At 40.3% G+C, this 20,648-nt stretch carries 12 protein-coding genes; 3 read left to right on the top strand and 9 right to left on the bottom strand.

The genetic code is table 11. The features are described 5' to 3' along the window. Positions 1-20: 20 nt before the first annotated feature. Both N773_RS0112540 and N773_RS0112535 read right to left on the bottom strand, forming a co-directional pair. Positions 21-10,187, bottom strand: a complete 10,167-nt coding sequence (locus N773_RS0112540) for a DUF6908 domain-containing protein (RefSeq protein WP_024858104.1) — start codon at positions 10,185-10,187, stop codon at positions 21-23. A gap of 121 nt (positions 10,188-10,308) precedes the next feature. Continuing rightward, positions 10,309-11,103 (bottom strand): septation protein SpoVG family protein, encoded by a 795-nt coding sequence (locus N773_RS0112535; protein WP_024858103.1) that lies wholly within the window; start codon positions 11,101-11,103, stop codon positions 10,309-10,311. A gap of 215 nt (positions 11,104-11,318) precedes the next feature. Here N773_RS0112535 and N773_RS0112530 point away from each other — a divergent pair, with 215 nt between their 5' ends. Continuing rightward, entirely contained in the window at positions 11,319-11,552 is a 234-nt protein-coding gene (locus N773_RS0112530) for a type II toxin-antitoxin system Phd/YefM family antitoxin (RefSeq protein ID WP_013499806.1), read from the top strand. Next, positions 11,536-11,943, top strand: a complete 408-nt coding sequence (locus N773_RS0112525; protein ID WP_013499805.1) for a type II toxin-antitoxin system VapC family toxin — start codon at positions 11,536-11,538, stop codon at positions 11,941-11,943. Before N773_RS0112530 ends, N773_RS0112525 begins: the two co-directional genes overlap by 17 nt. Before the next feature lie 57 nt (positions 11,944-12,000). Here N773_RS0112525 and N773_RS0112520 read toward each other — a convergent pair whose 3' ends face one another. The 7 genes from N773_RS0112520 to N773_RS0112490 all read right to left on the bottom strand — a co-directional run bounded on the left by N773_RS0112520 (position 12,001) and on the right by N773_RS0112490 (position 19,778). After that, positions 12,001-12,459, bottom strand: a complete 459-nt coding sequence (locus tag N773_RS0112520; protein ID WP_024858102.1) for a hypothetical protein — start codon at positions 12,457-12,459, stop codon at positions 12,001-12,003. A gap of 172 nt (positions 12,460-12,631) precedes the next feature. After that, entirely contained in the window at positions 12,632-16,378 is a 3,747-nt protein-coding gene (locus N773_RS0112515) for a SpaA isopeptide-forming pilin-related protein (protein ID WP_024858101.1), read from the bottom strand. A gap of 147 nt (positions 16,379-16,525) precedes the next feature. After that, positions 16,526-17,512, bottom strand: coding sequence for a hypothetical protein (locus tag N773_RS0112510; RefSeq protein WP_024858100.1), 987 nt, complete (start codon positions 17,510-17,512; stop codon positions 16,526-16,528). Between the two features lie 92 nt (positions 17,513-17,604). Further along, positions 17,605-18,270, bottom strand: coding sequence for a hypothetical protein (locus tag N773_RS0112505; protein ID WP_024858099.1), 666 nt, complete (start codon positions 18,268-18,270; stop codon positions 17,605-17,607). A 167-nt stretch (positions 18,271-18,437) separates the two neighbouring features. After that, positions 18,438-19,100 carry a DUF3849 domain-containing protein gene (locus N773_RS0112500; protein WP_155250895.1) on the bottom strand — a complete coding sequence of 221 codons (663 nt, stop codon included), beginning with the start codon at positions 19,098-19,100 and terminating at the stop codon, positions 18,438-18,440. Further along, positions 19,100-19,558, bottom strand: coding sequence for a hypothetical protein (locus N773_RS0112495; RefSeq protein WP_155250894.1), 459 nt, complete (start codon positions 19,556-19,558; stop codon positions 19,100-19,102). The genes N773_RS0112500 and N773_RS0112495 overlap by 1 nt, the downstream gene beginning before the upstream one ends. Then, entirely contained in the window at positions 19,485-19,778 is a 294-nt protein-coding gene (locus N773_RS0112490) for a hypothetical protein (RefSeq protein WP_024858096.1), read from the bottom strand. Before N773_RS0112490 ends, N773_RS0112495 begins: the two co-directional genes overlap by 74 nt. 156 nt (positions 19,779-19,934) lie before the next feature. On the opposite strand from N773_RS0112490, the gene N773_RS0112485 reads away from it, so the two are divergent. After that, positions 19,935-20,639 (top strand): hypothetical protein, encoded by a 705-nt coding sequence (locus tag N773_RS0112485; protein WP_024858095.1) that lies wholly within the window; start codon positions 19,935-19,937, stop codon positions 20,637-20,639. Positions 20,640-20,648 lie beyond the last annotated feature (9 nt).

The raw sequence follows: 20,648 nt of genomic DNA, 5'->3' as shown, positions 1-20,648 counted from the left end.
CCTAAAAAGAGGGACAAACGTTATCGTCTGCCCCTCGATGTAGTGTTGCTTTCGGTTTCATCAGCTGAAATAGCTGCCATTCTGTTGTCACTGTCATCACCAACTGCAAGCTCCAGTGACAGCTCCTTGTATCTGTGCTGTTTTTCACGCAGTTCATCTTCATGCGGGAACACATCGCCGCAGCGTGTTTTGGCTACATTCAGATTCTTCTCGGTTTCTTTGAGTTTATCCTCATTTTCCGCGATGCTTTTATCTATCATGTTATCAAGTATGTTGTCGATGTTGTCAAAAACACCCTCATGACTTGTTCCCATAGATGTCCTGAATGTGGTTCTTCTGCGAAGTTCAAGGCTAATTATAGGTGTAGAATAATCACTTGTTATGCCTGTTTCGACAAGCAGCATTTTAAATCCTCTGTACTCACCTACAGCGATAACTTCTTGTGTGGCGATCTTTCTAAGACCTATCAAAGTTTTACCCGCTTCTTTTTTGTCGATAAACATATTACCGCGTATCGAACAATTAAATGACTCATTTTCAGCAGTAGCAGCAGCCTGCTTTTTATCGTCATACAGCCCAAGCAGTCTGTTGTTGAGTGCTTTTATCTCCTGCGGATAAGTTATCTCCGCCTTCCTCTGAGCATCATGCAACTCAGTATCAAACTGTGATTTCTTCTGTTTGAGTTTCTGAATATCGTTTTTCAGCGTTGCAAACTCTTTTATTCTCGGATCTCCAAGTGACAGAGCCTTTATTTCGGCGTATTTTAGACTTGTATCATCAAAAGCTTCTATTTCATCCGAATGCAGCTTGCTTGTAAGCACCTGTTTTATCATTATTGACTTGCCCTCGATAGTCTGCCATCTGTAAGCATCGAATGTACCCTTGCAGCTGTACTTGAATTCAAGGATCTGTCCATCGCCTATATCAGCGCATTTGTTACCTTGTCTTTCACCTCTTCCGTTTCTCTGGTCGTAGTCACTCGGTCTCCATGGAATATCCAAATGGTGGATAGCGTACAGATAATCCTGTATATTAGTTCCCGCACCCATCTTTTCAGTACTTCCGAGTATTACTCTTATATCTCTGTTTCTGACCTTTTCAAACAGCTTTTCTTTTTCCTCAGCGTTCTTAGCATCATGGACGTATGCTATTTCTTCCTCCGGGATACCTTTTGCTATCAGCTTTGTCTTGATATCGTCGTACAAGCTGAAAATACCATCGCCTTTGGGTGTAGACGTATCGAGGAAAATCACCTGTGTCAGCCTGTTTTCGTTTGTGTCTGTATATACCTTGAACACATTTTCCACACAGATGTTGATTTTGCTGTTCGGATCGTCGGGATAAGATGGGTCAATCAATCTCTGATCGAGGGCGCATTTACTGCCATCGGTTGAGATCAACAGCATATTGTCAACATCTCTGCCGACTTCCTTATTGTGTACTCTGTCAGCACGTTCTCCACACTCTTTTATAAATGCTTTCTGTATATCCGTAGGTTCAGTAACGACTACAAGAGTTTTGACTTTTGGTGTTTTCAGATCGAGATCCTCTTTCATTTTTACATCTGCACAAGTGTGGAAGTCCGTTTGTAGGAGAGTCACATTCTTGTATTCCTTAAACTTTGTTATCGAACGGAATGATGTTCCGGTTGGATCAAGTTCAAGATCTGTTGTAAGTCTGCCGTAGTCTGCGATCCACGAATCAAACGATGAGTATCCTTTTTCTTTCAGGTATGAGGGAGCAACATATCTCATTGCTGTATATAGTTCTGTCATCGAGTTGGAGATTATCGTACCCGATGCAAGAACTGTACCTCTGTTCTCTCCGTTGACTTCTCGCAGATAGTTTGTTACCAACAGGAGATTTTCAGCCATTTTTGAGCCTGTTGAAGTGATACCCTTGATGTTGTTTAACTTTGTATTAGTATAGAGGTTTTTGAAGTTGTGGGCTTCATCTACAAAGATATAATCTATGCCTGTTTCTTCAAAGTATATGTTTTTATCTCTATCCATAATGTAATCAAGAGCATCAAGTCGGTTTTCAAGCTGTTTACGTCGTGTAACTGCCGCTTTAGCACTTATGCTGCCGCGTTGTTCTTCTTCTATGGCAATGCACTGATCTATTTCTTGCTGATAGTACAGCGCTCTTCTATTTGGTGAAAGCTGTACCTTTGCAAATACTGAGTACGGCATTATTACCGCATCCCAGTCACCTGTTGCAATACGGCTTGTCATTTTCTGCCTTTTTGCTTTATCACCTCCGTTGATAGCCAGTACGTTAGCTTCAGGGTATAATTTCACGAAATCCGCAGCCCACTGATTTACAAGGTGGTTCGGCACTACGAATAATGGCTTTGTTGCAAGTCCTGTCCTGCGAAGTTCCATAGCCGCAGCAGTCATTTCAAATGTCTTGCCGGCACCGACTACGTGTGAAAGTATCGAACTGCCGCCGTAAAGCATTCTTGCAACTGCATCTTTCTGATAATCTTTTAATGTTATGTCTGAATTCATACCGTCGAAGGTCAGATGAGAACCGTCAAATGTTCGCAGTCTGTATACATTAAAACGCGCGTTGAAGATATCTTCAAGCTCTTGTGCTCGGTACGGATCAGCGAATATCCAGTTTTCAAACATTTCCTTAACCGTATCCTGCTTGTTCATAGCTTCTTGTGTTTTTTCCTGATCTACTACATAGTGTTTCTTGCCATCGGCACCGTCTTCGACGTGTCCCACCTTTGCATTTCTCAGGTTCAATGATGCATCGACCAGTTTCAATGCATTCATATCTTTGGTACCATAGACACTGCAACACAATTCTCGCCAGTCACCCATGTTAGTATTATTGACGTGCCATGTTGACGATGCAAGGTCATGTTCCACGGTTGTATCTACGTCAAGTTTTTCGCGTATGAACTGTTCAATGTATTTTTCGGGTATCCATGAACTGCCCAGCTGTGCAGATATCCTGCCAACAGGTATCCTTTCGGGCTGTACCTTTTTCAGCATTTCGACATTTATTGCATAATCGGGTGATACAGCACTGTATCCCTCTGCTATGCGCAGTTTGCGGGCTACATTACCGCTGAGATATTCATCGGCAGTTTCCCAACCGCTTGTAATATCGCTTTCCATCACCTTTTCGGGATCCCTGAAGATGTATGTTCCGTTCAGATCTTTTATACAATCTTCGATAGGCTTGTCTACGAGTGAAGAAATGTATTCAAGGTCGATACGGGCTTTTGTGTTAAGGCATACCGAGTATGCATCAACTGTTGTATCACAGTGAGTTATCTCAATTGCTCTTGAAACTGTACGTCTATTGAATATAGCAGCCTTTACAAGTTTTGTGCTATCGTCTTTATCCTCTGTTTCCAGTGCATGAAGATTATAGACATCGTCGGAGTTTTCGATAACTTTTCTGATCTTAGCTTTTTTACGTGTTGTGAAAACATCACGAACAGGACCGTATTTAGCTGTATAGCTGTCATACAGATTATTCAATCCTTTTTGCGCTTCAATAAATTCTTCATCGCTCCTGTTTTTCTGCGTATAAAGAGTTTCTTTGTACTGGTCAATTAGTTTTATCAGTGATGTCAGCATATCTTTTTCTTGCTCACTGAAATCTCTTATATCAACTTCTGCCAGTACAGAGCCCTCTTTAAAGAACGGTCTGGACTTATACATACGGAATGTATGATTACGCATATCGGGATCCGCTTCATACTGTTCGCGTATTGAAAGCCATTCAGCATCTTTGTTGTCCTCAGTTATTGTCGGCTGAGGTCTGTTTATGGTCTGAACGGAGATCGTTGCTTGCAGATTCTGAATAGCCTTATCTAATGCCTGTTCAAGTGTTTCACCTTCATTTTCTCGGACAGTAAGTGTATTACCATATCTGCCGCTTGTTTCAAGAACTGTTCCGCATACCATTTCGGGGTGATCTATGAAATACTGATTTATAGGCAGACCGTAATATGTTTCGCGGTCAACTTCAAGCCAGTCTTCATAGTCTGCATTTGGTTCTGAACGCTTTTGCAGGAAAAGGATATCTGCGACTGCATTTGTTCCGGCATTTTTTTCAAATGCTGTGTCAGGCAGCCTTATAGCACCAATCAGCTTTGCTTTGTTGCTGATCTCTGTTCGTACCTTAGCGGATACCTTATCCATCGTACCCGATGAAGTAATTACTGCAACTACACCGCCTGCGCGTGTCAGATCAAGTGATTTAAGGATAAAATAGTCATGTATCAGGTGATTTGACTTGTTATACTTACGGTCTGTCACGCTGTAATTTGCAAACGGCACATTACCTATTACTACATCGAAGTAATTGTCTTTGACATCGGCATTCTGGAAACCTGTAACTTGTATTTTTGCCTGCGGATAAAGCTGTTTTGCTATACGTCCTGTTATACTGTCTATCTCAACTCCCGTGAACTGATAGTTAGCCGCCTTGTCGGTCGGTGCACAGCCTAAGAAGTTACCGATACCGCAGGACGGTTCCAGCACTTTGCCGCCCTTAAAGCCGAAGTTTTCCAGTGCGGTATACATCTTTCTGATAATTACCGGGCTTGTAAAGTGTGCATTAACTACGGAATTGAGTGCTGCATTGTATTCCTCCGGTGTAAGCAGATTTTTCAGTTCTGTGTATTCATTTTCCCATGAACTGTTAGTTGCTTCAAAGGCTCCCGAAAGTCCGCCCCAGCCGACGTAATGTGCAAGCACTTCCTGTTCCTCGGATGTTGCCTGCCTATTCTCAGCTTCTATTTGTTTCAGCAGTTTAATAGCAGCAATGTTTGCCTTGTATTTTTCTTTCGGTGTACCAACTCCTAACTCATCATCTGTAATAGTATAGTTCTGAGGTCCGTTGACTACCGCAGCTGCTTCAACTACAGATTTTGCTGCTTCAGCATCATATTCAGATATGAATACGTCAAGCGGTTCAACGCGAGTTATTGGATACCAGCCGGTATGCTGATCGAGAAGATCTATTTCATTGTGTTCGGGCTTGATAGCCGTTACTGTATAGGTCCTGTCCTGATACTCTATTTCAGCACCGACTTTTACAGGCACAACAGGAGCATTTTCCTCCGTGAACACGGGTGTTCCGAAGATGGAAAGCTGAACTGTATCATTCTCAACCGCATCATTTTTATTACGTAGTATGGTGTACTCATCATCGACTTCATCTAAGCCGAGAAAGTCCAATGCAGCATCCTCTGCTTTTTGAGTATCATCTTCCACGATGTCATAGGTAAGTGCTACCTTTGATATGGCATCCTTTACTCTCTCAGGGAGATCGGGTTCATCCCACTTGACAGCTATGCGGTTTTTACGGTCGATCTGAGCAACTACCTTGTATTTCTTTGTATTTTCGTCGATAGTTGTTTTGTCAAATGCTTCTCCGCTGTAAATGCCGATAGCGTATCCGATGTTGTCGGGAACAAGTGTTCTGGTATGGTCGGTGTTATCAATGAAATCAGCTATCAGCTGTTCACGGTTGTCATTATCAGCTGTGACCTGAATATCGTATTCGCCATTCAGGAATTCAGCTTTTACATCCTCAAAATCTTCTGTTCCCTTGTCAACTATTGTCTGAGAACTGTGATCTTCAATGTAGTTTATAAATGTTTGGTAGCCTAATTTTGTACGTCCACCCGCAGCACTCATTACCTTTACAGCTTCATTGATGTCAAATTCGGTTATGGTCATTTCGATAAACTGACCGTTACCGTCGTTACCATCTTCATTGAAGTAACTCCAGTAGACTACACTACCATTTCGCTTTATTTTGTCAATGCCTATTATGTCACTGTCAATGTTTGGCTTTTCATCATTTTCATGCATTAACTCAGCATATGTCGTATCAAGTACGATCTCATCATCGTAATTTTTTATGCGCACAGGTTTGTAACCCTGATGTGAGATGTTCGCAAGCCATTTTTCTACGAAGTTATTGCAATCGTCCTGGTCAAATAAACCGCTGGTATAGCTTTCATAGATACCAAGACTTGAGTTTTCAAAGCTTATTGCCTGCGCAGAAGTAGCATCGACCTTAATAACAACATCGGGGTCATACATCAAATCGCCGTTCTGGTCATAGAAATGCATTATGGAGAAAGTATCTTCCGAAAGCCATTCAAGGCTTAACGGTTCATAAGCATCCCCGGCTTCCATTCGCATATAAGCGTATTCTTTCTGCATGAACTCAGGAAACAGTTCATTTAATGCTTTGAGGTTTCGCTGTGCAGCACCATACTGCATAACCGTCAGCTCATTATCTGATTCATTAACAGATATTTCCGCTGATAAAGACTCTTTTTCCTGTTTTGAAGCATTATATTTTTCTTCCAGTTTGCTGATATCGAACTGGTCATAGAGTTCTTGAAAGTCAAGAACGGAAAGTACATCTTCGTTGAACGAATGAAGATCATCGTATTTTTCTTCTTTGTAAAGTTCATTGTCGATGTAATAGCGCAGAGCATTGTCCATAAGGTCAGCATATACCTGAAGTTCAAAATAGTGACTATCGTCCAGATCAACGGTAGTGTATGCTATGCCGACTTTGTGAAGATCGGTAAAATCATCACTGCCACCACCGTACTCGCTGTCCCAAAAGTTTCGGATATACTCTTTTGCCTTTTCAAGTTCTTCCTTGTTTGTAGCTTCAAAAAGCTTCTGCTGAATTAGCTTTTCCTGTTCCTTTTTATCTTTCTCAGAGATAAATTTGTCTATTTTGATAAGGTTGTCTATTCTTGTAACAACATCTTTCCAGTTCATTGTGGCTGTGCAGCCTTGCCACTCATCGTAAGCAGGGGAGTGAACTATGGTATAGCCCTTTTTACCGTAATAAAAATTTGTATCCCTATCGCCAAATCCGCCGTCTGAATATAAGTTGTTCAGGAATTTAACCTTATCTTTTGTGGTGCGTTCTTCATCGTCAAAATAATCTCGGATCTTGAATTTTGTCTGATAGTTAAAATGCTGTATTACACGATTTTTTTCATCTTCAGAAATAAAAAACGAAGGTATGAACTCAAAATCAGGGTCTGCTTTGAATTGTCTGCGCTCGATAGTCAGGTCTTTCAACCGTTCTAAGGTTTCACGCGGTCTATGAAAATGAAAACGGAGTATATCTCTGTTCTGCTCATAATCATTTACAAACTTTGTCATCCCTGAAATGTAGTCTTGCAGTTTCTCGCTGTCCATAAGATCATTTTTTATTCTCTCGGTACTATCGGGAAAACCGCCGTTGAACATTTCACGAGGAATGAAATACTCATAAATGTCGTAATCCACATCCTGATGTAGATACCACAATTTGTCTGCGATATCTTTAATTTCCATCTCAGCCGCACGGTCTATAACAGACTGTGAGCAGAACTGACCTTTATCGATCAGCTCACCTACCCTTGCAGCGACTAAATGCCAAGGTGCAACATTGTACATTTTTGCGTTAAGTGCGCTTTCGCCTGCGCCTATCCACAATCTTTCTTTGTCCCACCATGCTGAAATCAGTTCACTATCTGAATATATATACCCTCTCCCATTACCCTCGGACCGAAAACTACTATTAAACTCACGGCTGAGAAACTCGCCGTTTTCCGTATCGGACTTGCCTTTCTGATACTGTGCAATAATACGCTCCAGTGTTCCCTTTGTGGCACTGCCGCATCGAAGAACATAGTTTACCATGTCATCTGTTACATTGAACATAGGACGTGTATCTATTTCAGATGTATCCTTTTTACGGCTTTTTGGCTTTGTAGTGACCGCCATTGTTTCGGGCTCACCGAAAAATGACAGCTGTGCAGCAGCATCTTCCTGTACATTATCTTCAACCGTTTCGGGCGTGTCAATTATCTGAGTGTCAAGATATTCACCGCGTTGCATCATATCAGCGAATAATGTTACAACATCTTCCCAAGAATAGAAATTCTCGGCTGTGCGGGACATATAATTGCCTTCCCATATACAAAGACCATCCTCGAATGTTTTGTAGCCCATGGTCTTTTCTTCATCTGTTGAAAGCTGTGAATATTCTTCGTTTATAGCTTTACGGATAAACTGCTCACGTTCTTTGGCATTTGCATGAGTTTCAAAGAAATCTGCAATTTCCTGTCTGTTATGATGATAGAAACGATCATGCCGCAGCACAAAGAAAATATCATTGTTATCAGCTATCAGCGGAAGTCCGGACGGTATATAGTGAGTGAGTAGTTTAGGATCCAACACAGGCTGTATACCCTTGATCGGATTATCTCTTTTTAGTTCCCACAGTATCAGCTTTTCTTCTTCTGTCAGCTCGGTATTAGCTTTCAGATACGGTATTAAAATGTCAACTGCATTTTTGGCTGTGTTTTGACTATCTTCTGTATTGTATGGATATGGTTTCTGACGGATTATCTCGGTCTGAAACTGCTCAATATGATCGATTATAGAGCCGCCGCCTGTTCCTTTGCCGTCACCTATATCAAATCTTGCATCATATGAAAACTGTTCGCCGCTTATTGTTGCGGTAACTGTAAACCAAGTTTTCTTGTACCAACCAACTTTATTATCTTTATCGGTACGTTCGGTATGCTGTTTTTCGTCAAGATACTCGATTATGGCATTTGCAAGCGCGAAACTCATATCGTTACCGTTATGTTCATTTCTGTATTTGGTTATGAGATCGTCAAGCAGCTTGCTTTCTGTTGTCAGTTCGGGATCGTTTTCTGTTCCGAACTTAATGGTAATGCTGTCAGGGAGAGTTTCTTTTTTATTCTCCGGGATATTATCATTTATAATGATAAATCCTGCATCACGCAGTCTTTGAGTGTAGTTATCTTTCTCTTTATCAGGAAAGCCGCACATAGCAACTTTTCCTTTCCTTGAAAGATAAAGCCCGAGTGCTTCAGAAGCAACCCGGGCATCATTATCGTACATTTCCCAAAAATCTCCGACCTTATGCAGCGTAAGCGAGGTTTTTTCTTCCGCTGTATCGTCTTTTTCTTTGGGTGTTATAAATCTATCCTCACGGATAAGTTTATCTATGGTGTTTGTTACGGTCTGCCAATCAAATGACAGATTTCCCGCATTTCCATCAATATTGTATCTGACTACGAAACAATCATTTCTTGCAAGATATGCGCTGATAATATCATCATTGGTCGAGTTATAGCTTTTACCTTTGTAATTAGTCCTTACATAAGAGGTCAGAGCATTTACACTGATATTACCCGAAAACAATGCATTGATACGTTCTTTATTGATAGAGCTGTTTTCTATCATAAGTGCAGTTTCTAATATTTCCTGCTGTTTTTCGGCAGTTAAGCCGTTATCTGATACTTCAGATATGGGCTGAACAGTAACCACACTTTTATTTTCCTGAATAATATCATCATTGTCATTGTCGGCTGTGACATTTTCAAGTGTTTCGGGTACAGTATACTTTTTTTCTTCATCTTCTGCCGTTTCAACAGTAGTTTTCTCAGATATTTCCTCGTCATATACTGCATCGGTAATATCTTCAAATTCGCTAAGTTCTTCGGCTGTAAACATGACATTTCTGCTGCGTTCTTCTATCTGTTCCTTTGTTACAGAAGATACTGTCCTTTGCGCAGCTTTAAGCATTGACCTTGCATATATCGCGGTAATTGTAGCTGTAAGGTTGACTTCTTCATCTGACAGTTTTGTAATGTCAGATAAGTCGAGATATGTTTCATTCTTATCAATACCAAGTCTTTCGCAGATAACATACGTAGTAGATAAAGCCGCAATTTCCCTTACATTCTCATTAACAACACCGGAAAGGGACTTGTCTTTTGACATCATTTCGCAGAGAAAATCACAGATGTTTACTGAGAAGTCATTTCCATTATCGAGCATAACATTATCTGTTATGTTCATGGCGTTGAAATGGTCATAATAAAAGGGAATGTGACCACTTGTAAACTGCCATTTTCTTACGGACGCGCCGTTTGTATCCTTAATGTCATAGCGTATATGTCCGTCACTGAAAATGAAACCTTTAGCTTTGGGATTTATAAATCTGCCCATTCTGTTCCATTCTTCTAGTGTAGCAACGGCAGTTGCGGTAGGTTCTGCGGAATACACTTTCATGATATCCGCATAACCATAAGAATACATATTTGATGAAAAGCTGAGATAATTCTGCCAGTTTTCTATTGAATTATTTAATCTCATTATTTATATCCTTTCGCAACAAAATCTCCCGTAGGAGTGATTATAGCTTTGTTTCCCTAGGGAGTAACGATTAAAGTTTGTGCTTATTGTTTTGTTTTTTTATTCTCCGAGAGAAAAGAAATTATCTTCCGCGTCCGTACTGCGGTGTTATATCTTCAAATCCACTGAATGGATCGTAATCGGGAATGGCAGCACTCTGCTGATTATAGTTGTTCTGCTGCTGTTCGTATGCATAGCTATTATCCTGTGCCTGTTGTTTAGCGTGAAGACTATCCAGGACTGCATTGGTCAGCTTATCATAGGCTTCTCGGGTGTTCGGGTGGAACAAATCACGGTAGTCTATCTCAGGCTGTCCGTCTGCGCCTATCACTATCTGCTTTGTTTCGGGATCATATTTTTTTGTGCGATAACTGGGCAGATCAAGAAATTCGCCCTTGCTGCCCTCTTTGACCATGATGCTGTCAAGTTTAAAAGCATCACCGAATGTTACCGAGCCGATCCCGACAAGGTGTTTTGACTGATCGCTGTGCAGATTGACGTTGATCTTGCTCATCTCAAACTGAGTATTACCAAGAATGTTGAACTCTGCATACTCTCTGTCATTCGCCCTCCATCGCTCCATTATAGCGTTACACATTTCAGTACGCGCAGCGTTATTTACAGGGTGCAGGACTTCTGTAAATTCTTTTTTGGGATTGCCGTTAGAATCATATACCGGAGAACCGTTGACCTTGGCATTACGTGCTACGGTCGGCAGGCTAACGTACATTCCGTTGGCTGATTCCCTGATGGTTATGCGTTCAAGTATATACTCATCACCATTGTCGTTCTGGAACTTGACTGATGCAAAACCTCTTGTGTTGTTGGCATCACCCTCGGGTGGGGTATACCTGGACGCGGATACTTGGATTCTCATTTGGAAAAACCTCCTTTTGAAATTATAATTTTATAGCAGACCGTATTATCTGCTGAATGCCTGCGAATAATAATGGGGGAGAGGGAGTGTGTCTATAGACACAGTTTTCGCAGGCATTCAGCAAACAAGCCTTTCTGCGTTAGCTAAAATATCCATTGACATTTTAGCTAAAATATGATATACTTATATTAGCTAAAAAACATGGAGGTGTTTTTATGATTACTGCAACAGCAACTGATTTTCAAAATAACTTCGGTCAGTATCTACAAGAAGTTCAGCAAGGCGGCGAGATAATAATACTCAAAAACGGAAAAGAAGTTGCCAGACTGGTTTCACATAAGTCTACGGTTTCTTTTCTAACGGACTCGCTTACAGGAGTTCTAAAAAATGATTATGATGAAAAAGAAATTCGCGCGGAAAGGTTAAAGAAACATGAAGATCTTGATTGATACAAATGTGATCCTTGACGTTCTCTGCAATCGACCGGATTTTGTAGAAAACTCATCAAAGATTTGGAAATACTGCGAGGTAAACAAAATCGATGGATATGTTTCTGCACTCACCGTGCCGAATATTGTGTACATCCTGCGCAAGGAACTTGATCCTAAGAAAACGGAGCAGCTAATAAAGCAGATACTTATGATTTTTGAAGTCGTTGATCTTAAATCATCCGACCTTAATTCAGCGGCAGAAATGCTCACTTCTGATTATGAAGATGCTTTACAGATGTGTCAGGCAAGTAGGATCAATGCGGATTTTATTGTAACCAGAAACATTCGTGATTTTAAGGATAGTAAAATTCCTGCGCTCAAACCGTCGGAGTTACTTGATAGGATCTAAGCAAAAAAGCTGTCGGCATTGTTGTCGGCAGCTTTTTTACAGAATTCGTATTTTTTGTTATCCAATGATGTTGAATGTAACACCACAATTCTGAGCGAAATTGTTATCTGCTGTGTCGAATGATTGCGGATTATCTTTGAGTATCTTTACGAAAGTTTCTTCGGATATAGGAATATCTTCTAAACAACCGTTGATGTCGATGCTTTTGGCAAACATACTCAATCTGTACTTTACTTCGCAGTCATTCAGTTCTTTAAGCTCTTCGGCAGGAATGATAGTAAAACCGTTATCCTTGTCATAAGCAAGATCAAAGAAGTCATTGAGATAATGTTCACATATCTTTTTCTCAGATGGTTCTTCATCATCACCACAGGTGAAGAAAATCTCCTCGCCTGTTGCCTTATCGAACACCTGATATTCAAGGTATGCAGCGACACCACCATATAGTTCACCGTTTATCCTCAGATCTCCTTTTGTTATAAGCATTTTGTCATAGCATATTCTGTATCTTTTCATGATTTATACTCCTTTATCAAGTTTTTGTGCAGATCGCACTATCTGCTGAATGTCTACGATGAATAAGAGAAAAGTGTTTCTATAGACACAGTATTCGTAGACATTCAGCAAACAAGCCGCCTGTATAGGGCGGCTGTCTGCTTTTATAAGGGGGTGCTTTTTAAAGCGATGATTAGCTGTTCTTACGCTTTCTTGAAATGATCATGAGAGCGAGTGCAATTGCTGTTACAGCAAACGCACCGTTAGCAGCAACTCCGGTTGAAGGATTGCTTGTTGTTGTTAATGAAGTAGAAGGTGTTGAAGAATCAGGCTTTTTCTTGTTCTCAAAAGTAATGTTAGAAGTCTGTGCTTCAAATACTGTTACTGTCTGAGCATCAGCTACAAAATAAGCCGCAGGCACAGATTTACCGTCCTCGGTTATGGTGTATGTACCTATCGGCACACCATTGAATGTAGCTTTACCGTCCTTGTCAGTAACAGCTTCCAGCTTCACGGTTCTGCCGCTATCAGAAGTACCTTCAAGAACAAAATTGATTCCGGCGATATCTTTCATGCCCTCAGTCCGTTTCTGAATACTGATGCTGCCGGATCTTTCGCCATTGAATATCTCCTTAGTTACTGTTTCAGCGTACAGCACAGTAACCTCGGTTTCTTCTGCTACCATATATGCAGTCGGTACAGTCTTTTCATCCTCTGTGATAGCGTATGTTCCCACGGGGACATTGCTGAATGTAGCTTTACCGTCCTTGTCAGTAATAGCTTCAACGTGAACATCTGTTCCACTATCGGATACACCCTCAAGGATAAACTTGATACCCTCGATGTTTATCATACCCTCGGTTGTCTTGTGGATCTCAATGCTGCCTGTCTTTTCATCATTGAAAACTTCTGCAATAGATGTTTCGGCATACAGTACATTTACTTCCTGCTTGTCAGCAACAAGGTATGCAGTAGGTACTGTTTCCTTGTCCTCTGTGATGGTGTATGTACCAACAGGCACCTTGTTAAATATTGCCTTACCATCCTTATCGGTCACAGCTTCCAGCTTTACATCTCTGCCGCTGTCAGATGTACCCTCAAGAACGAAATTGATATCAGCGATATTGCCCTTGTTCTTAGTATTCTTGTGTACCTCAACAGTACCAGACTTTTCATCATTGTAAATCTCTGCGATAGTTGTTTCTGCGTACATAACAGATACTTCCTGCTCATCAGCCACAAGGTACGCATACGGAACAGATTCTGCATCTTCGGTGATGGTGTATGTACCCACAGGGATCTTCTCAAAGGTTGCAATACCATCAGCATTTGTTGTTGCCTGAGTATTTACTACTGTACCGTGGTCTGATGTTCCGCTGAGAGTAAAGTTTATTCCATCAACGTTTATCATGCCCTCGGTTGTTTTATGAACTTCAATACTGCCTGATTTTTCCTCATCATACATTGTAACATGATTTGTGGAGCCATCTTCATTAACTGTAAATTTAATGCTTTCTGCGGTGAGAAATCCGTCAGGAGCGAGAACCTCTGTCAGAGTGTATTCCTTTCCGACTGTAAGCTTACCAATGATAGTGTGTTCAGTAGTTGTAGATGTCCATTCATCTATAATTGTACCGCTATCATCGGTTACTGTGAGTTTTGCACCTTCAAGTTCTTCTTTGGTTGTGAGAGATTTCTTGCTTATCTTTACGATTGTGGGCTTTTCGTTGATTGTGGTACGGTATTCAAGCTGTGTTCCGTCATCACTCATTTCAATAGTGATAGGTTCGCCTGAAATATATCCGTCCGGCACGTATACTTCTGTGAGTGTATATGTGTGAGCGATAGGCAGTGACTTAGGTGTAGCTGCGTTGCCGTCCTCGTTGGTTTCCAGTGTGTAAATGGGCTCGCCGGCAGGAATCATATCTTTGCCATTTGAGCTGTAAATATCTTCGTTGCAAGTCACCTCATATTTTGCACCTGCAACAGGTTCAAGGGTTTCACTGTTCTGTTTGTGGATAGATATTGATCCGCGTTTCAGTCTGTTGACGATTGTTACAGTCTTGGATTTATTGTATTCAAGAGTAACATCCTGATCCGCAGGCTGTTCATATCTATTAGGTGTATTTTCCTCGTGGATAGTGTATGTTATGAGGTTGCTGTCAGTATCATAGATATCAAGGTCAGAAATAACTGTAGGCTCATTACCATGTGTTACAGCAGTTCTGACGGATCCATCACTACCTGTGATTGTGAAATTACGGTCACCTGTGTTGCCGTCCTCATGTCTCTTTTTGAGTATGAGTGTACCGGGAACATGGCTGTTAACGATGTATACATCTGTGACCTGATTAAGCAGGAGAGTTACTTCCTGATCTTCGGGCTGTACATATCTATCCGGAACATTTTCCTCGTGGATAGTGTAGGTAATGATGTTGTTATTATCATCGTACATACGCAGATGTTCAAGTGCTGCAGGCTCATTACCGTGTGTTACAACAGTGTAAGTTTCTCCGTTACCTGTTACCGTAAAGGTACGATCATCGGTGTTGCCGTCTGTATGAGTTTTATGTAATACGAGAGAGCCGTATTTATACTCATTGTTAAAATAGAGGTCTACGGTATAATCCTTGTTGGGATCAGCTTCTGAAAGAGTAACAGTCTGTGCGCTAGGATTAACATTTCTCAGATCGTTGTTTATCTCTGAAACAGTGTAATTTATAACATCACCGTCATAATCATAGAGGTTAAGCCCGTCAATCTTTGCTACACCGAGTGTATTTGTGTTTAAACGTTCTCTATGAATTGTTCCATTTTCAAACCAACTGATCATAAATTCTCTGTTTTTCACACCATCTTCAGCTGTCTTGTTAATGCGGATAGAACCAGTCGTTTTGACCTCATTAACGATGACAGTTTCATTCGGAACAAGAGTATAAACATCATTCGATACATTATAGCCTGTCGGAGCTTTTATTTCCTTGACGTAGTAAGTGCCGTAAGGAAGGCTGATTGCAGCACGACCATTTGCTTTTATGGTCATTTCATCTATCTTGTTTTTGCAAGCTTTATCCGTATAAACACCATAAACAGCAGATGATCCGTCAACTTTTGATTTACCGACAATAGCACCTGTGCCGATTTCTGTTTTTTGAATTTCAAATGTGACTTCTCTGTTTAATTTAAACGATGAAACTCTCATGGCACCTGTGTATTTACCGCTAGTGTCATTATTGATAACAACACCGTATGTACTCTGTGCTTCAATGCGCCAGTGGTTTCCACCGTCACCGTTGTCGTGAATGTTTTTATCGTTGATATATGCAGGATTTACACCTATCTTTTTCAGATAAGCTTTAACAGCTGCTTTATTCTCGAATTCGCCTATATAAATCCATGCATGATCAGTACTGCCATTCGTAGGATCACCGATAACAATAGAGCCGGGCTCTATCGTACTACCGTTTGACCTCTCCCAGTAGGGGTGATTGTTGGTACTTACTCTTATTTTTTCTATTTCCAGTGGCTTAGTTGTGCCTTTATAGGAAATAGTAGGATTGGTGTAGCTCAGCCAATGATTAGTATCTACGGGGACGGGGTGATTCCATGCGAAACCTGATGTTTTGTAGCCTAACTTTGTCATGGTATAGTACACCAATCCTGAGCAGTCTACCCCGGCTGAACGAGTATAATTCACATCGTAAGCAACAGGTGTTTTGTTGGCATCATACATATTGTAGTATCCTTTACCACCTGCGCTTGAATAATTACCTCCAAGTAGAGTAGCTGCCTGTGCGATGATCTGATCGGCGTTTGGGAAAACTGCTTCTGATGCGGCTTTAGCTTTCATCGGTTTAACTTCTGCTGTTGCAAAAGAAAAAGCGCATACAGCAGCCATTATTCCAGTGCCGATTCTCTTCAAAAGTTTGCCTTTGAACATATTATCATATCCTTTCTGAATTTTAATATAAAAAAAGCATTTCCTTTTCGGCAAAATTAAGGAAATGCTTGATCTATCATATTCTCCGTGAGAAAAAGAAAAGCACCTAACATGATGTTGTTAAGTGCTTGAAGTTATGTTTAGCTATTATTCTCCATATTTAGATGAAGAAACGTCAAGTGAGTATCTATTATCATAGATATCAAAGAAAATATCAAGTGGAACAGGGTCAATAATACCACTACCGTCAGCGCGATAACCACCGAAAGCTATGGCTGTATTTGCTGTAGTTTCGTTTGTCATTGGTTCCATGTAGTAATACTGTCCATCTATGTTTACAATATTTGCTACATGACCATACCAGTCATATTGTGATGAGCGTGCGAGGTAACACTCAAGACTCGCGCCCTGAGCAACGAAGTATGCATTAAGTGCGTATTCTATGCAGTTTCTACCACCACAATTGTATGCGTATTCACATACAGCCTTTGCCTTTCCATAGTTTGTTCCATCATAAGAAAGGTTTTGTCCAGCCTGATACATAACTTCATAATCGATAGGATAAAGAGTCAAGAAAACATACATCTGATCGTCTGTCATATCAATATCCACTATAGAAGTATTTGGTGCAACAGGCTCTGGAATAGGCTCAGGTTCAGGAATATACTGTGTAGTAGTTGTGGTAGTTGTTTTCTTCACAGGCGGCTGAGTTGTAGTTGTTGTCTGTGTAGGTGCTGCCTGCTGTTGTGCCGGAGCCTGAGTAACAACATTCCCGCCACCGGAATAACCTCCGCCATTGTTACTGTTATTTGATGACCCGGTTCGACCTGAAGATGTGATCTTTACCTTACCTGAAGACTTTTTGCTGGTAGTAGTAGATTTTTTACTTGTTGTAGCAGCAGTCGTTTCAGCCTGCGATGAACTATCGTCCTTTTCGGTCCTGGTAGTCGTTGTAACCGCTTCACTTGTTTCTTCTGTTTCGCTTGTTGTTGTGACAGAAGAAGTGTCCTCGGCTACCGTCGTTGTGGTCACTTCGGCAGATGTATTTGCTGCATTGTCTTTCTCACTGATATTACCGCAGGATGTAAGCAGCATTGATATCATTACGATTAGTGAAATTGTGATTCTTTTCATCTTTGGTCATCTCCTGATTGTTTTATCTAAGTATATCATATCGTCTGTAATAAATCAAGAAGTTGGTCGGGCAAGTGTGTCTATAGACACATTCAGATCGATGGTAGATTGAGTTTTGCACCCGCACCGACAAAGCGATTATAAACATACTGTTCGTTGATGTACTCCATCACCGAATACTTGACCATATTGGAGTAGCGCACACGATCTTCTGACGGTATCTCACCAAACATTTCTCGCCTGCGGACCATATCGCGGGGGACATCGGTAAGTGTCACAGATGCGTAGTAATTACTGTAATAATCATAGTACGCATTCAATGCGAAATTCCTTTTGAATTCATCCTGACTTATACCTGTATCAAGAAGATAATTGAGCCAACGTATCTGTGCTGCATCACCGGACAGATACTTCATTCGATCAGTTACTATTGTATGCTGTGTCAGCATTTCATTCTCCTCAAGCATACAGCGCAGATTCGCCCTGAAAATATCCTTATACCACAGATATGCGCGGCACTGAACATCGGAATCTATCTCACAGGAATAATCGAACTGCGGCAGCTTGGTCGCATTCCAGAATTCTTCACCCATAAATTCACGAACAGCTTTGTTCTCAAATCCACCGGAAACATCATCGTTATCCGGGCTGTTCATGTATTCTTCATGCAGTTTCATCTGATCTGCGATAAATGCTTTTACTTCTTCGGGAGTGTGTTTCAGTCTCAGAATGTTCTCATCTTCGGTATTAATTTTCATACTAAGCCCACCTTTCGTTTGTTTCATATTGTTCCCCAATTATATTATATCATGAAAGCCCTGAATAAACAAGAGAAAACCTTAACAAAGATATATCTGTGCTTTTGTGCAAATTGGGAAAATTTTCCAGTTCTACTAAAAGGCGAAAATGATAATTTAAAAAATTACTATCTTCTTCCGTAACCCATTGATTCGGATTGTTCGTAGGACTGATCGTAATCATTATCTATATCCTGAGTCTGATCTATACTCCTGTTCGCTATCCTCATACGTACAACATCCGTAAAACCGTCAAGCACAGAGGGGTGAGTATCACAGCCGAAGAAATCTCTATATTCTTCGATTTTTATATCATAGGCTTGAATGAAGTTATCAGCCCATGCTTTGTTAAGATCTGAAAATCTCCCGTCCCATGACTTACCATGAATGGTAAGTGCTACCGCCTGTGCTATATCGAAATCGCTATGATTAAGAGAAAGCTTATCATAAGCTCCATCAAGATCGTAATGATACAGTTCATGCATTGATGCTGAGATCTCTTTATCAATGTCACTTGCTGTATTTTTCAGTGAAATACGATTTTCAATGCTTTCGTACATTATATCCTTCTCCTTTGCAGATTTAACTGCATTAAGATAATTGGTTGATACTATTGCATTACGCCATTCAATGTAGCCATCGTCTGTAATGTATGGCTTTGATGCAATTAGATATGAATGTTCTGTCATAGATTGCAGTACAGCTGTATGATAGAACTGTTTCTTCAGTTCATACAGTCTACCGCTTTTATCTGTATACAGAGCATCGTCAGTCATAATTTTTCGTCTCATCAGAACTTTGTAGTATAATGAATATCATCGGCACCGATCTCGGACCGATACGCTCTTAGATATGGTCTAAGTCCGTTTTTGTTTGCCCAGCTTGTAAAATCCGAATCGGTGTCAATGAGCCGACCGTTTTTCCTTTCTACCGGAGAAGAAGAAATGGGGAAAATCGTTCCTGCTTGCAGCATATCATTGATAGCATCATAATCAAGACTAAGCTTTTCTGTCATTATGAGATCCGTCCCGGTATCCGATACTGTACCGTATTTTATCTTCGCATTTGGCTTTTGATCCATATACTCCATTGCTGATAGATAGTAGATCGTATCTGAGGTATAAGCTATCAGCAAGCATATTTTATTCAGTTGTTTGTGAGAAAGCATCTTAACTTTATACCCCTTCGCTTTGATCCGATGACCCGCCAGCATCAGGCTGAACGAGCACTTTATCAGTGTGTTGTCCATCGCTATCCTCCTTGTCCTTGTTCTCGATGTAGTGTCTTACGGTCTTTGGAACTTTCTTTTTGTAAAGCTTATCAATGTGATTGTTGATGACAGCAGAGAGTTCTGCTGCAAGATCAAGAGTATCACCGTCCTCTTTTAGGTAGAAGTTTATGAGTGATATCTTTTCTTCATCGATATTCAGTTCCAGCTTATCAAGTATACTTCCTGTTTTCTTTGCCATTATTATTTATCCTTTCTATATTTTAATTAAACAAAACAATGTCCATAAGCTAATTTGCTTATATTTATACTGATTGTTTGACACACTTGATTATTTTATCGTAATATGTTATATTTATATGTGTATTATTGCTATTTGTTTAAAGGGGGCTGTATTATGAGCTATAGAGGCAAAAATAAAAGAAATCCTAATGATTATTTCCCTTCAGTTCATAATCATACTTACCATAAAGGCTCATTATATGAATACACATACATTGCTGGATCAGGAGTAAAACGCAGTAGAAACAAGTGTATACACTATGAAAGTGAATCGAAATGGTGTGATGTTCTAAAAGCTTCATGTGTTGGTCCATCAAATGATATTTGCACACATTATGCAACTAATAGAGAAGAGGAAACAGAAACTAATGTGAAAAAATCAAACATTAGCACTTCCATTTTTTTTAAAATGATTTCCATAGATGAGATAGTTCTTGATGGTAAGACAAATATACCTACTTTGGGAGACGTTAACTATGAAAAAAATTTCTATTTAAAGAATCGTGTATTTACTGCCCCAGTGTTAGTAGTTCAGCAATCTAATAGATATATTCTTAAAGATTCTGCACAAGTATTCTTTGCCGCACGTAGTTTAGAAATATCAATGATACCGTGTGAATTATACACTGACGAAGATACAGCACGTAAACTGAGGTATATTAGAACCAAAGGTAAAAAAGTTTATTTGCGTGAGTATAATCAACAAGGAAAAATAATTGATTTTTCATATTACAAAGTATTCATTGTTTTGAATAATGGAAAAACAATATCATACGCGATTCATGATGCTTTATCGAAGTCGCTAATACAGTTTATTTAGAAAACCTTT

Source organism: Ruminococcus albus AD2013 (genome assembly GCF_000526775.1).
Lineage (GTDB): Bacteria > Bacillota > Clostridia > Oscillospirales > Ruminococcaceae > Hominimerdicola > Hominimerdicola alba_A.
Note: the sequence above shows the minus strand (reverse complement) of the source record. Positions and strands in the feature narration are given on the sequence as shown.

What these genes read in the sequence shown, in the direction of transcription:
- N773_RS0112540 (WP_024858104.1), bottom strand. Translation starts at nt 10,187, where the DNA reads ATGAGATTAAATAATTCAATAGAAAACTGGCAGAATTATCTCAGCTTT.
- N773_RS0112535 (WP_024858103.1), bottom strand. Translation starts at nt 11,103, where the DNA reads ATGAGAATCCAAGTATCCGCGTCCAGGTATACCCCACCCGAGGGTGAT.
- N773_RS0112530 (WP_013499806.1), top strand. Translation starts at nt 11,319, where the DNA reads ATGATTACTGCAACAGCAACTGATTTTCAAAATAACTTCGGTCAGTAT.
- N773_RS0112525 (WP_013499805.1), top strand. Translation starts at nt 11,536, where the DNA reads ATGAAGATCTTGATTGATACAAATGTGATCCTTGACGTTCTCTGCAAT.
- N773_RS0112520 (WP_024858102.1), bottom strand. Translation starts at nt 12,459, where the DNA reads ATGAAAAGATACAGAATATGCTATGACAAAATGCTTATAACAAAAGGA.
- N773_RS0112515 (WP_024858101.1), bottom strand. Translation starts at nt 16,378, where the DNA reads ATGTTCAAAGGCAAACTTTTGAAGAGAATCGGCACTGGAATAATGGCT.
- N773_RS0112510 (WP_024858100.1), bottom strand. Translation starts at nt 17,512, where the DNA reads ATGAAAAGAATCACAATTTCACTAATCGTAATGATATCAATGCTGCTT.
- N773_RS0112505 (WP_024858099.1), bottom strand. Translation starts at nt 18,270, where the DNA reads ATGAAAATTAATACCGAAGATGAGAACATTCTGAGACTGAAACACACT.
- N773_RS0112500 (WP_155250895.1), bottom strand. Translation starts at nt 19,100, where the DNA reads ATGAGACGAAAAATTATGACTGACGATGCTCTGTATACAGATAAAAGC.
- N773_RS0112495 (WP_155250894.1), bottom strand. Translation starts at nt 19,558, where the DNA reads ATGGACAACACACTGATAAAGTGCTCGTTCAGCCTGATGCTGGCGGGT.
- N773_RS0112490 (WP_024858096.1), bottom strand. Translation starts at nt 19,778, where the DNA reads ATGGCAAAGAAAACAGGAAGTATACTTGATAAGCTGGAACTGAATATC.
- N773_RS0112485 (WP_024858095.1), top strand. Translation starts at nt 19,935, where the DNA reads ATGAGCTATAGAGGCAAAAATAAAAGAAATCCTAATGATTATTTCCCT.